General features: G+C 53.6%; 12 protein-coding genes and 1 pseudogene. 10 read left to right on the forward strand and 3 right to left on the reverse strand.

Going from position 1 to position 13,621, the window contains the following annotated elements:
• Window positions 1–15 precede the first annotated feature (15 nt).
• Window positions 16–987 (reverse strand): cell envelope integrity TolA family protein, encoded by a 972-nt coding sequence (locus QOT07_RS12560; protein ID WP_283603267.1) that lies wholly within the window; start codon window positions 985–987, stop codon window positions 16–18.
• 238 nt (window positions 988–1,225) lie between these two features.
• On the opposite strand from QOT07_RS12560, the gene QOT07_RS12565 reads away from it, so the two are divergent.
• The 10 genes and pseudogenes from QOT07_RS12565 to QOT07_RS12610 all read left to right on the forward strand — a co-directional run bounded on the left by QOT07_RS12565 (window position 1,226) and on the right by QOT07_RS12610 (window position 11,134).
• Window positions 1,226–2,722 (forward strand): PAS domain S-box protein, encoded by a 1,497-nt coding sequence (locus QOT07_RS12565; protein WP_099062038.1) that lies wholly within the window; start codon window positions 1,226–1,228, stop codon window positions 2,720–2,722.
• 106 nt (window positions 2,723–2,828) lie between these two features.
• Complete coding sequence (locus QOT07_RS12570) at window positions 2,829–3,080, forward strand: CsbD family protein (RefSeq protein WP_085116822.1); 252 nt, start codon at window positions 2,829–2,831, stop codon at window positions 3,078–3,080.
• A 264-nt stretch (window positions 3,081–3,344) separates the two neighbouring features.
• Window positions 3,345–3,662, forward strand: coding sequence for a cupin domain-containing protein (locus QOT07_RS12575; RefSeq protein ID WP_099062039.1), 318 nt, complete (start codon window positions 3,345–3,347; stop codon window positions 3,660–3,662).
• A gap of 264 nt (window positions 3,663–3,926) precedes the next feature.
• Window positions 3,927–4,529 carry a TetR/AcrR family transcriptional regulator gene (locus QOT07_RS12580; RefSeq protein ID WP_283603269.1) on the forward strand — a complete coding sequence of 201 codons (603 nt, stop codon included), beginning with the start codon at window positions 3,927–3,929 and terminating at the stop codon, window positions 4,527–4,529.
• Window positions 4,530–4,608: 79 nt separating this feature from the next.
• Entirely contained in the window at window positions 4,609–5,718 is a 1,110-nt protein-coding gene (locus QOT07_RS12585; RefSeq protein ID WP_283603270.1) for an efflux RND transporter periplasmic adaptor subunit, read from the forward strand.
• Window positions 5,715–8,203: pseudogene (locus tag QOT07_RS12590) on the forward strand (efflux RND transporter permease subunit). Before QOT07_RS12585 ends, QOT07_RS12590 begins: the two are co-directional and overlap by 4 nt.
• Before the next feature lie 179 nt (window positions 8,204–8,382).
• The gene (locus QOT07_RS12595; RefSeq protein ID WP_283603271.1) at window positions 8,383–9,168 is read left to right on the forward strand and encodes an SDR family NAD(P)-dependent oxidoreductase; all 786 of its coding nucleotides are present in this window, start codon (window positions 8,383–8,385) and stop codon (window positions 9,166–9,168) included.
• A 61-nt stretch (window positions 9,169–9,229) separates the two neighbouring features.
• A complete protein-coding gene (locus QOT07_RS12600; RefSeq protein WP_283603272.1) occupies window positions 9,230–10,234 on the forward strand; it encodes an NADP-dependent oxidoreductase in 1,005 nt (334 codons plus the stop codon).
• A gap of 90 nt (window positions 10,235–10,324) precedes the next feature.
• Window positions 10,325–10,672, forward strand: a complete 348-nt coding sequence (locus QOT07_RS12605; RefSeq protein ID WP_207976786.1) for a cupin domain-containing protein — start codon at window positions 10,325–10,327, stop codon at window positions 10,670–10,672.
• A gap of 72 nt (window positions 10,673–10,744) precedes the next feature.
• Window positions 10,745–11,134 carry a nuclear transport factor 2 family protein gene (locus QOT07_RS12610; RefSeq protein WP_219016214.1) on the forward strand — a complete coding sequence of 130 codons (390 nt, stop codon included), beginning with the start codon at window positions 10,745–10,747 and terminating at the stop codon, window positions 11,132–11,134.
• Between the two features lie 201 nt (window positions 11,135–11,335).
• Here the strand turns inward: QOT07_RS12610 and QOT07_RS12615 are convergent, their stop codons facing one another.
• Window positions 11,336–11,944, reverse strand: coding sequence for a class I SAM-dependent DNA methyltransferase (locus QOT07_RS12615; RefSeq protein WP_207976782.1), 609 nt, complete (start codon window positions 11,942–11,944; stop codon window positions 11,336–11,338).
• Window positions 11,945–12,145: 201 nt separating this feature from the next.
• Complete coding sequence (dsdX, locus tag QOT07_RS12620; protein ID WP_099062053.1) at window positions 12,146–13,483, reverse strand: D-serine transporter DsdX; 1,338 nt, start codon at window positions 13,481–13,483, stop codon at window positions 12,146–12,148.
• Window positions 13,484–13,621 lie beyond the last annotated feature (138 nt).

Genomic DNA, 13,621 nt, shown 5'->3' on the forward strand with positions numbered 1-13,621 from the left:
CACATCCATCCTTGATCAACTCACAACAACGTTGCGACGTGTTGATACCGCAATCCGCCCGATACCAAAACTCAGCGCGGCACCCAACAGCAGCATCAGCAAGGAGCCCCAGGCGGCACGGGAGACTTGTTTGGCTGCCACATCCGCCGCTTCGCGGGCTTTCTGTTCAGCCTGAGCCTTCAGTTCTTCGACTTTTTGTACTGCCTGCTGATAAGCCTGAGCGTAGTTGTCGACAATTTGGGTCGCTTCAGCGTGGCTCTTGCCGGTACGAGCCGCAACGATGTTCACCAGTGCGTCCTTATCAGCGGCATTCAGGGTTGGCTCACCAGATTGCTTCACGCGCTCGAACCATTGCTTAAGCTCCGCTGCGGCCTGGGCCGGATCGGTGGCAGCATCGGTCGCCGACTGTTTACCGTCCGCACCAGCCTGTTCAGTTTTTTGTTCCAATTTGGACGGGTCTAATTCCGGCTTGCCGGTTTGCTTGAGCGTGGTAGCCAACTGATTTTGCAAATCATCCCAATCCAGGCTGATGCCTTGCTTGTCGAGTTGCTGCTTAACGCTGTCGCCAATGCCCGGTGCCGCGGCCGCCAGGCCGTTACCCGCCAGAGATAATCCTTTACCAACGGCATTTCCGGCCAGACCGACCACGCCGCTTGCCAAAGAAATAACCAGCCAGGTGGTCAGTAAGGTGGTGACCGCCCAGCTCAACAGGCCGTGTAAACCGCCCCGGTTGGGTGCGGTTCGGCCGGCGACAAAGGCCCCTGCGGCCAGGGAGAGCAAGGTGGTGACAAACAGCCAGATGCCGGTTCCGACACCGAAACCACTCAGGGGATTGCCTGCCTGCATCGGGTCCACGGCCGATGCGCCGACAGCGGTACCCAGTACACTCAAGATCAGATAGGTCGCCAGTGCCATGGCGCTCCCGGCCAATATTGAGCCCCATGAAACGTGAAACGCAAAGCGATTGGATTCATAGACAGTGGTCATTGTTATTCCTTATATTTACTGGACAAGGGGTTGTACGCACAGCAGTCCGCTGCGCCGACAGAATCAGTCTGCCGATCTGCACCACCGATCGTCCCGGTTCATTTGCACCCTTGGTGCTAGTGCATTCACACCCCGCGAATGAACTACTTAAGCACTATGCTGGTTGGGAAGTCGCATCATTGCCAGGCGCGAAGATCGCCATTTGGTGGCCCGAGGCCTTTTGTTTTATGGAGAAATAATGAGCCAGTCCGTTCTTGCCAGCGAAACTAACCGCAGCCAACTACAACAGATCATTTCAGGATTGACCGAAGGGGTGATCCTGACCGAAATCGATCAGACCATTCTGTGGGCGAATGAAGCCGCGCTGAGCATGCATGGGCTGACCAAACTGCGTGAGCTGGGAGCCAATGCCCAGGAGTACGCGGAGCGTTTTGCCTTGCGTTATCGCAACAATCATCCTTTGACCGCAGAGCAATACCCGATTAACCGGGTGGCCAAGGGTGAAGAATTCAGTGATGTGCTGGTCGAGGTAAAACCCATCAGCGAGCCGGAGTTTATCTGGGTTCACCGTCTGCGCAGCCTGATTATCACCGACGCTAAAGGGCAGCCCGAGTTATTGGTATTGATCCTGAGTGATGCCACCGAGTGGGCCAGTGCCGAAGATCGCTTTGAAAAAACCTTCAACGCCAATCCGGCACCTGCGGTGATCTGTAGCCTGAACGACCTGCGTTACATCAAGGTCAATCAGGGGTTCCTCGATATGACCGGTTACCACCGCGATCAGGTAATGGGCAATTCGGTCTACGCACTGGATGTACTGGAGCAGGCGGAAAATAAGGAACTGGCCGTGCAGCGCCTGAGTGAAGGGGCAACCATTCCGCAAATGCAGGCCGAGTTAAAACTGCCCGCAGGGGGAACCAAACTGGTGATCGTTGCCGGGCAGCCGCTGGACATCAATGAAGAAGATTGCATGCTGTTTACCTTTACCGACCTTGAGCCTCGCCGCAAAGCCGAGTCGGCGTTACGCGAGAGTGAAGAGCGGTTCGCCAAGTCCTTCCGTTTGAGCCCGGTCCCGACGCTGGTGTGCACTGCGGACAAGCAGCGAGTGCTGGATATCAACGAAGCCTTTATCAAGACCACCGGATACGCCGCTGAGGAGTTGATCGGCAAGACGGTCGAGGATCTCAATGTTATTGATGGGCAGGGGGAATGTCGCCGTTTGTTTACCCTGCTGGCAAAAACCGGCAACGTCGAGAGTCAGGATGTTAAAGTCCGGAAAAAGGGCAACGACGTGATCGACTGCGTGGTCTCCGCCGATGCCGTGAGTATTCAGGACGCGCCCTGTTATCTGTTGGTCATGATGGATATTACCGAACGCAAACGGTCGGAACTGGAGTTGGTGTCCGCCATCGAAGAGGTGATGCAAGATGCTTCCTGGTTCAGTCAAACGCTGCTCGAGAAACTGGCCAATGTGAAAAGCATCAATAAACCCCATCTGTCTGGGGTTTCCTTCACCGATCTGACTGCCCGTGAGCGCGATGTGTTGGGACTAATCTGCGAAGGCCTGCCTGACAAGAAAATTGCCACCCGCCTTAATCTTGCCGCCAATACCGTGCGTAATCATGTGGCTACGGTGTATTCCAAACTCGACGTGCACAGCCGTAGTGAGGCCATTGTCTGGGCCCGTGAACGGGGGTTATTTGCCGGTGAACGGCAGTCTAAAAAGGAAAAGTAAGGCTCAAATGCACTAGTCAATTTCATGCAAATTGACCTTATGAGTGGCTAGGGGGCAGCTTAGTATTGAGGCGGTCATCTACCGATATCAAACTCAGGAGAACAGGATGAACAGCGATAAGATCGAAGGTGTTATGGATAAAGTTGTCGGCAAAACGCAGGAAGTTGCGGGTGATGTTACGGGCGATGAGCGCCTGCAAGCCGAGGGGAGCGCCCGCTACGTGGCGGGTGCAATACAAGAAAAATATGGCGATGCCCTGGGCTGTGTCAGCGACCTGGTCAAGAAGAAGCCACTCACCACTGTGGCGATCTTTGCCGGCGTGAGTTTATTGGCGGGCCTGCTGTTACGTCGCCGGTAACCCTGTTTTAATCGCCCGCATTCTGCGGGCGAACTCTCACCAGATGTGCCCCCCGGTGTCAGACCAAAGCCTTCGTCGTCCCCGCAGTCATCTTCGCCAGTGATCCCCCTTTGCAGCCGCAGACTTCTCATAACCCGGGCAAAGAACCTTTGCCTCTGATTTTGCGTCTGGGGCATACGTCCTATATATTTATTAACAGGCCCAAAGGCCGTTAGGGAATTGTGATACTTGATCCAACTAATCACCGATTACTAGGAAGCTATCATGCATAAAAGAACACTGGCGACACTGCACTACGAAAAAATGCCTTACGATGGAGTCTATTACCATATCTTAAAACGTGAGGCGCAAGGGCACACGGCGCTGTTGAAACTTGATGCTGGCAGCCAACAGTCAGCCCGTTTTCATCCGGGTTGGGTCAAACTGATGGTTTTGTCTGGTGAACTCAAAATTGGGGATCAGATTCTGCAAGCGCATGAGATGTTGATGATCCCGGCGAAAACCGCCTACACGGTGGAGGCCATCACCGAGGTTTACTGCCTGGCGATTTCTGAACTGGACGGAGTAGAACTGGCTCGCTAGAGAGGGCTCCTGACAGAGTAGCCAGCTTGGCCCCGCATGGGTTTATCTGGTGGAATTCCCCGTCACTCAGCGGGGAGTTCTGATTTTAGCGCTGCAAGGTATAACAACCCGCCTGATAGATAACCTCTTGCTATTCATCAGCCGCTCTCCTTGTTTCTCTGGGGGAGGCGTTTGCCGTTTAATATAGATTGTGACCTATTAATATATTGGTCACTCATTGTGAATCAAAACTCACAGAGATAAGCTATACCGATGAATAAAAAAATGAAGACACCCCAAACACGCGGCCCCTCTGATCACAGCGTTCGCGATCAGGTGGTAGAGGCGGCTACAGAATATTTTGGACATTATGGGTTTGAAAAAACCACGGTGTCCGATCTGGCCAAGGCCATCGGTTTTTCCAAGGCTTATATCTACAAATTCTTTGAGTCCAAGCAGGCGATTGGCGAGGTGATCTGCGCCAATCGCCTGGCCATGATTATGGCGCTGGTGGATTCGGCGATCGCAGAGGCACCCACCGCCTCAGAGAAGCTGAGACGCCTGTTCAAGGCGCTGTCAGAAACCGGCAGCGACTTGTTCTTCCATGACCGCAAGCTGTATGACATCGCCGCTGTTGCCGCACGCGATCGGTGGCCTTCAGTGAAGGCGCATGAAGTTCATTTGCAGCAGGTCATTCAGCAAATTATCCGTGAGGGCCGCGAGTCCGGGGAGTTTGAGCGCAAGACCCCGCTGGACGAAACCGCCAGTGCGATTTATCTGGTGATGCGGCCCTATATCAACCCGGTACAACTGCAATACAACCTGGAAACGGCCGGTGAGGCTGCGGTGCTTTTATCAGCATTGATATTGCGCAGTCTGTCGCCATAACGCCATCAGTGACCATTGACATAATTGGTCACTAGTTAGAGAATGCGGTTCTTGTCCTGTTAATGACGTAAGGGAACCCATGCCTCGGCTTAAACCTGCCACCATTGCCATTTGTCTGTTGCCTCTCGCCCTGGTGGCCTGTGGTGACACATCGACCGGCGACGACCCACGAATTAAGCCGCCTTTAGTGCGGGCGGTAGCGGTTGAAGATTCAATCGATACTTCTCGCGCTTTCACCGGCGTCGTGGTCGCGCGCATCCAGAGTGACCTCGGTTTCCGGGTCTCCGGAAAAATACTTGAGCGCCTGGTCGACACCGGTCAGACCGTCAAACGTGGTCAGCCACTGATGCGTCTTGATCCGGTCGATTTGGCTCTGCAGGCGCGAGCCCAGCAACAAGCCGTGACGGCAGCTCGCGCGCAGGCCCGACAGGCGACCGCCGACGAAGCACGTTACCGTGGACTGGTCGCCACCGGTGCTGTTTCAGCCTCGGCTTACGATCAGATCAAAGCGGCAGCGGATACTGCCAAGGCGCAGCTCAGCGCCGCAGAGGCTCAGGCTGATGTGGCCCGTAATGCTTCCGGGTATGCCGTTCTACCCGCCGACGCCGATGGCGTGGTGATGGCGACCCTGGCTGAACCCGGACAGGTTGTCAGTGCAGGTCAGCCGATAGTTCGGCTGGCGCGGGCAGGGCAAAGAGAGGCCATAGTGCATCTGCCGGAAACATTGCGTCCGGCCATTGGCAGTGTGGCGATGGCCAGTCTGTATGGCCGCAGTGGTGACGCAATGCCTTCCACATTGCGACTGCTTTCTGATGCGGCCGATCCTTCGACGCGAACATTCGAGGCCAGATATGTGCTTGAAGGCTCGCTGGCTGGAGCCCCTTTAGGATCCACCTTCACCCTCGATATCGCTAACGGTAATCGTTCGGCGTCAAGGCTACAGGTGCCGGTCGCGGCATTGTATGACCCCGGTAAGGGGGCTGGCGTATGGATTATCGCCGGTAAACCGGCAACAGTGTCCTGGCGCGCGGTGCAGGTCATGGGCATCAGCGACGATATGGCACAAGTTGCTGGCAATCTCAGGGCTGGCGAACAGGTCGTGGCTTTGGGGGCGCACTTGCTGCGCGACGGTGAGCAGGTCAGATCGGCTCAGCAGGCTGACGACGGCGTTGCCGGGAGCCAGCCATGAGCACAGGGCGTTTTAACCTCTCGGCACTCGCGGTGCGCGAACGTTCCATCACGCTTTTCTTGATCTTTCTTATCACGGTAGCCGGTATTCTTTCGTTTTTCGAATTGGGACGTGCTGAAGATCCGCCCTTTACGGTTAAGCAGATGACGGTCATCACCGCCTGGCCGGGGGCTACGGCGCAGGAAATGCAGGATCAGGTCGCCGAGCCGCTTGAAAAACGGATGCAGGAACTGAAATGGTATGACCGCAGCGAAACCTACACGCGCCCAGGGTTAGCCTTCACCATGCTGTCACTGGCGGATAAAACACCGCCATCCGAGGTACAGGAAGCGTTCTATCAGGCCCGCAAAAAACTGGGTGACGAGACCAGGAACTTGCCTGCGGGCGTCATAGGACCGATGGTCAATGATGAATTTTCAGACGTCACCTTTGCGCTGTTTGCGTTGAAGGCCAGGGGAGAACCGCAACGCCTGTTAGTGCGTGATGCCGAGTCCCTTCGCCAGCGCCTGTTGCATGTACCGGGCGTGAAAAAGGTCAATATCATTGGCGAGCAGGCGGAACGTATCTTTGTCTCTTTCTCTCACGATCGGCTGGCCACCCTTGGCGTGACTCCCCAACAGATTTTTGCCGCACTGAATAACCAGAACGTGCTGACGCCCGCCGGCTCTATTGACACCCAGGGGCCGCAGGTTTTTTTGCGCCTGGACGGTGCCCTCGATACCTTGACGAAGATCCGTGACACACCGGTTGTGGCACAGGGGCGGACCCTGAAGCTTTCGGACGTCGCGACGGTGGAACGCGGTTATGAAGATCCTGCCACCTTTATTATTCGCAACAACGGCGAGCAGGCTCTGCTGTTGGGCATTGTGATGCGGGAGGGATGGAACGGACTGGACCTGGGCAAAGCGCTTAATGCAGAAACGGCCAGTATCAATCAGGCCATGCCACTGGGGATGACACTCACCAAGATCACTGACCAGTCGGCTAATATCCGGTCTGCAGTTGACGAATTTATGGTGAAGTTCTTCGTTGCACTACTGGTGGTGATGGTGGTTTGCTTTGTTAGCATGGGCTGGCGCGTAGGGGTAGTGGTTGCCGCGGCGGTGCCTTTGACGCTGGCAGTGGTGTTTGTGGTGATGGAGGCCTCTGGCAAGAACTTTGATCGCATTACCCTGGGCTCACTGATACTGGCGCTGGGACTGCTGGTTGATGACGCCATAATCGCCATCGAAATGATGGTGGTAAAGATGGAGGAAGGGTACGACCGGCTCAAAGCCTCCGCCTACGCCTGGAGCCATACGGCTGCACCAATGCTGGCAGGGACGCTGGTGACGGCCATTGGTTTTATGCCGAATGGTTTCGCACAGTCTACCGCAGGCGAGTACACCAGTAACATGTTCTGGATTGTCGGTATCGCCCTGATCGCATCCTGGGTGGTTGCGGTGATCTTTACGCCTTATCTGGGGGTGAAGATGTTGCCGAACATCAAACAGGTCAAGGGGGGACACGCGGCTATCTATAACACCCGCCACTATAACCGCTTTCGTCGGTTGTTGACCCGTGTTATCACCCGCAAGTGGACAGTGGCCGCTACGGTGATTGCCGCCTTTATCCTGGCAGTTGTCGGCATGGGGCTGGTCAAGAAGCAGTTTTTCCCTACCTCCGATCGTCCTGAAGTACTGGTCGAGGTACAAATGCCCTATGGAACCGCAATTGAGCAGACCAGCGCCGCCACCGCCAAGGTTGAAACCTGGCTGAAGAAACAGCCTGAGGCCAGGATCGTCACATCGTATATTGGTCAGGGTTCGCCGCGTTTTTATCTGGCCATGGCGCCAGAGCTACCCGATCCTTCGTTCGCCAAGATAGTGATACTCACGGACAGCCAGCAAGCCCGTGAAGCCCTTAAGTTCCGTCTTCGCGAAGCCGCAGCTGAAGGGCTGGCCCCAGAGGCTCGTATCCGGGTCACTCAATTGGTATTTGGTCCGTACTCGCCATTCCCTGTGGCTTATTACCGTTATTCCCGATCATGATCGCATTGACGCTGTTGATTATCATTTTGCAGGTCCGCTCAATGTCCGCGATGGTCATGGTATTCCTCACGGCCCCATTGGGACTGATCGGTGTAGTGCCCACTTTGCTGCTGTTCCAACAGCCGTTTGGAATCAACGCTCTGGTCGGGCTGATCGCGCTATCGGGTATTTTAATGCGGAATACCCTAATCCTGATCGGGCAAATCGATCACAATCAGCAGGCGGGGATGGATCCGTTCCATGCGGTAATCGAAGCCACGGTGCAGCGTGCCCGGCCAGTGTTGCTTACCGCGTTGGCGGCCATTTTGGCCTTTATCCCGCTGACCCATTCGGTATTCTGGGGCACTCTGGCCTACACCTTGATTGGCGGCACCTTCGGAGGAACCCTGATGACATTGGTGTTCCTGCCGGCGATGTATGCCATCTGGTTTAAAATCCGTCCTGGCAAAGTGTAATTAATCTGACTGCGCAGGTTGGAAGCCGCAAAAGGCGGCATCCAACCTGTCAGTTCGCCTGGAGGGGGCCAGAGACAAAATAGTGCTAACAAAATAAATGATGATTGACATCTATTATAGATGACATGCATCATTCAATGAATGAAGTATGAATCATTTCCCATCACAGAGAGGCAAGCATGACAGACATCAGTTCGGTATTGATCACCGGTGCCTCCACCGGTATTGGCGCAGTTTATGCAGATCGTTTCGCCCGCCGCGGGCATAACCTTATCCTGGTTGCGCGGGATGTTGCCCGTATGGAAGTGCTGGCCGGTCGCCTGCGCGCAGATTATGGCGTGGCCGTGGACATCCTGCCGGCAGACCTCACGCAGCGAGCGGATGTGCAAGCCGTGGCGCAGCGGCTTCGTGACGATGAGAACATAACGGTGCTGGTGAATAACGCCGGGATGAGCCTGTCCGGTTCGTTTGCGTCTCAGGAGGCGGCGGATATTGACCGACTGATAGCCCTGAATCTGTCAGCGGTTGCCAGTCTGGCCCACGCGGTGGCTCCACGCCTGGCCGCGGCCGGGAAGGGTGCCATTATCAACATCAGTTCAGTGGTCGGGTTGGCGCCGGAATTCGGCCTGACCATTTATGGTGCCACCAAAGCGTTTGTACTTTATCTGTCTCAGGGGATGAGTATCGAGCTCGCGCCGCAGGGCGTGTATGTACAAGCCGTATTGCCTGCCGCAACGCGCACCGAAATCTGGCAGCGTTCGGGGACGGACATTAATACCGTGAGCGGCGTGATGGAAGTCGATGAGCTGGTAGATGCAGCGCTTGTCGGCTTTGACCGCCGCGAGGTGGTGACCATCCCGCCTCTGCATAACGAACAGCAGTGGCTAAACTATAATCAAGCTCGCCAAGCGATGCTGCCGGAGTTTCGGCAGGAACATCCAGCAGCGCGCTACATTAGTGAGTAACTTGCTCCTCCCGTCCCACCTGCGGACGGGATCTTTACCTTTAAAAACAGCGAATAGCACCATGAAAGCTTTACTACTGCAAGACTATGGTAAAACAGGCCGACTGAGCTTTGAAAATATCCCACGACCGGGGATCAGAGACGATGAAGTCCTTGTCAAAGTGTATGCCGTGGGGCTAAACCCGATCGACAATATGATCCCAAAGGGAACATTCAAACCGATACTTAGATTTACTCTGCCAGCGGTCATCGGCAGCGACCTGGCCGGCGTGGTGGAAAATATCGGAAAAAACGTCACGCGTTTTCGGCCCGGCGATGCAGTGTTTACCAGCGTATTTGATATGGACAGAGGAGCACTGTCTGAATATGTGGCGGTCCCAGAGAGTGCGGCAGCCCTGAAGCCAATGAGCCTCAGCTTTACGGAAGCAGCCTCGCTCCCGATGGTAGCGCTTACCTCATGGCAAGCTTTTGAGCATGCCAAGCTGAAGCCGGGTCAGAAAGTCTTTATCCCTGCAGGTTCTGGCGGGATTGGTACCTTCGCCATCCAACTGGCAAAATATTTGGGGGCCAGCGTCACCACCACCACGAGCGCGGCGAATACCGGGCTTGTGACATCTCTGGGAGCCGATCACGTCATCGATTATCGACGTCAGAACGTTGAACAGACCCCGGCTGACTACGATCTGGTTCTGGGCACAGTTCGTGGCGACAGCCTTGAAAAGTCCCTTAAGATCCTTAAACCTCATGGCGAGATCGTGTCGCTCATCGGACCTCCGGACCTTGCATTCGCCCGTAAAAGAGGGATGAATATTATGATGAAGGCTGTTTTTTGGCTGCTCAGCAGAAAAATAATCTCTCGTGCGGCCGATCGGCAGGTTAATTATTCGTTTTTTTTCGTTCGTCCTGATGGGAGCCAGCTGACGCAAATAGCGACACTAATTGATGCCGGGAAACTGAAACCGGTGATCGACAGGACATTTCCGTTTGATGACAGCCTAAGCGCACTGGCTTATCTGGCAGACGGACACGCGAAAGGGAAAGTTGTGGTACAAATTGTGGAGCCCTGATTTAGTGACATTGTCACTAATTTTTTGAGTATTAGGACTTCAACGTGAAAGAACAATCCCCAGGTTAACTCATCGATGGAGTCAGTTCAGATGATGACGAATATATTCAAACACTTTCCTGAAGCCGCACTTCAGGCAGAAGCTGAAACCTTCGAAACATTGCTATCACAGCCTAATGTGAAAATTGAACGTATCATTTCTACCGGACAATCGAGCCCGCCGGATTTCTGGTATTGCCAGCCGCAAAGTGAGTGGATCATGGTATTGCAGGGTTCCGCGGGGTTAAGGTTTGATAATGAGTCTGATATCCGGGTGTTAAACAGCGGTGACTTTGTGAATATTCCCGCACAATGCCGCCATAGAGTTGAATGGACCGATCCCAACGGGCCGACTGTGTGGTTGGCTGTTCATTACGGGGTATTTAATGGTGCGTTTTGACGAAATCTGCAGGGTGATTACTGCCAATTGTTTTCAGATTTCACGTAGCGCGATCAAAAAAAGGAGGGCGTTTTGACCCATTCGACAGAGTTGTTGGCGGTGATCCAATCGCGGGAAGTTAAACTGCATCAGCCGGCAACGCGCGGTGACTTAGCTGCAGTCAGTGAATTGCTGCATGAAGAGTTTGAAGAAATTGGGCGTTCTGGCCAACGCTATGACAAACCGCAAACTCTGGCAGCTTTGCAGATGGAAAGTGACCCGACAGAAATTTTTGCTGACGGGTTTAAGTTAGCTGCAATTGCCGAAGGTATAGTGTTGCTGACATACCGAAGTTATCAGCGTAGTGCCGATGGCGGTGTTGCTCGTTGTACATTGCGATCGTCGATCTGGTTGTTAACCTCAGAAGAGAATGGCAGTCGATGGCAGATGCGTTTTCATCAGGGCACGCCGACTGATGATTGAAGCCAGCGATGTTGAGCAAACGCTGATAGGTCTTGGTGACGAGACCGGTAATGATTGAAGGTGAGGTGAGTTATAGCCAGGATGGCCAGCCCGGTGCGTAACCACCAATGTAATTTAACATAATATACATTATGCGCACCTAGGTAGGTTTACGTAGAATCTGAGGTTCTGGCCTTTGTCATGGGACGTTATACATATGCGTTATATCAAGCTTTTTGCCAGCCACACCGTACGTCCCCGGCATTCAGGATCTTCAACGACCATCTTCACAACGGTAAAACCATTTTCATACAACAGCTGTTTATATTCTTCCTGCGCCAGACTTGAATGATACAACGCCTCACCTTGGAACTCCCCAATGGCTTCACCATCACTTGTCCCGCTGGTAAACATCAATGCGGCTTTGCTCCTGGCATGCTCTCGAAAAGTTTTGAACATGCGACGTTGGTCATCACGTGTCAGGTGAAAAAAACTGTCCCATGCAAGTAAACCATTGTACGTTTCATGCAGCGCTAATTTGCGCATATCCATTACGCGCCACTGTTGATGTATGAATTTTTTCTGGCATGCATTAATCATCTGTTTTGAGCTATCAATCCCCATAACATCAAATCCACGTTGAATGAAATACGCAGCGATGGGTATTCCATTACCACATCCGATATCCAACAGCCTCCCATTATCCGGCACCAAACCCAGGAATCGGTCCAACCAAACCTGTTCAAAAAGATCCGTGGGTCGCAACCTTTCCCAGGCTTCAGCGTGCTGTTCATATAAACTGATAATCTTCTCAGCTGATGAATGCGTCATTTTCTCCTCACTGTTTGTCATTATTCATTGGTTTAGGGAGTTTGAAATCAATTCATCCCCCCTTTTTTGATCGCGCTACGCGAAATCTATAGAGAGGTTTGGCTGTCATGGGCCTTGCAGAACACACCAAAACACGCCTTAATTGTGACAATGTCACCTCTAATTATCCCGATATCGCTCTATCCCATAAACTTATTGTACTCAAATAACATATGAAAGCAGGAAGGTCATGCCCAGCGCCAGCACCGAGGCGATAAAGGTGGCCGTAGTGTAATACTTGAAGGTTTCATTCAGCGTAGCCCCGCAATACTGCTTCACCAACCAGAACAGGGAATCCGTCACAATGGTGCAGCCGATGGCGCCAGAACCGATGGCAATGGTCACGATCTCCGGGCTCACATTAGGATAAAGCGACAACATCGGCGCGACTATTGCCGTAGCCCCCATCATGGCTACGGTGGCGGAACCCACGGCAGCATGCAGGATCAGGGCGACCAGCCAGGCCAACAGGATTGGGTGCATATGCAGGTTGGACAGCATCAGTGCCAGGGTATCGGCCAGGCCGCTGGTCTTCAGAATACTGTTGAATGCCCCGCCTGCACCGATAATCAGCAAGATATTGGCGATGGAGGAAAAACCGGACTCTGTGTGGCTTAGCAGAGCGCTCATCCCCATATGTCGGCGCAGCCCCAGCACGTAATAAGCCACAAACACGGCGATAAACATGGCGATGATCGGGTTACCGATAAACTCCATAACGGTAAACAAGCGCCCTTCTTTATCCAGGTTCAGCTCTGCCAGCGTTTTGGCCAGCATCAGCACGATGGGTAGCAAAACGGTAAACAACGTTGCCCCCAGTGATGGCAGTGAACGCTCTTCCCGCACGGCCAGATTAGAAAACTCGGGCGGGACTGCCTTAAACGGCAAACGCTTGCCGACTAATTTCAGGAACAGCGGCCCCCCTACCAGTGATGCCGTCAACCCGACGAGAAGACCATAAACAATCACCGTGCCCACGTCTGCGCCCAGCTTGTTGGTAACAAACAACGCTGCTGGATGAGGAGGAACCACGCAGTGCACTGCCATCAATGCAGTACACAGAGGAATGGCCAACTTGAGCAAGGAGGTCCCGGTTTTTCTGGCAATGGAAAAAGCCAATGGGATCAATAGCACCACGCCCACTTCAACAAACAGCGTGATGCCGCAAACCAAACCGACCAGCACCATAATCACGTCAACGGACAGCCAGCGGCAACGCTGGAGCGCAATACCAATACGCTCTGCCGCGCCGGAAACCTCCATCATCTTGCCCAGAATGGTACCCAGCCCGATGACGGCGGCTAAAAACCCTAGCGTACTGCCAATGCCGTTTTCTATGGCATTAACCATATCAATCGGGCCCATGCCCATCATGCCGCCGACAAAGAAGCTCGCCAACAGTAATGCTAAAAAAGGGTGAAACTTAAACTTCACGATGGTCAAAATGATGATCGCGATACTGGCGATCAGCGTGCCGGCAACCCAAATCTGCGAATCCATAGCCCATACTCCCCGCAATTAACTTACCTTCATTGGACAGGAAAACGACGATCGGTGACAAACGATAAAAATCCGCTCTCACATGAGTGAAACAGAATCAAACGAGTGACTTACGCCAAGAAATGGTGCAATTTAGCG

The organism is Serratia proteamaculans (genome assembly GCF_949794035.1).
Classification (GTDB): domain Bacteria; phylum Pseudomonadota; class Gammaproteobacteria; order Enterobacterales; family Enterobacteriaceae; genus Serratia; species Serratia proteamaculans.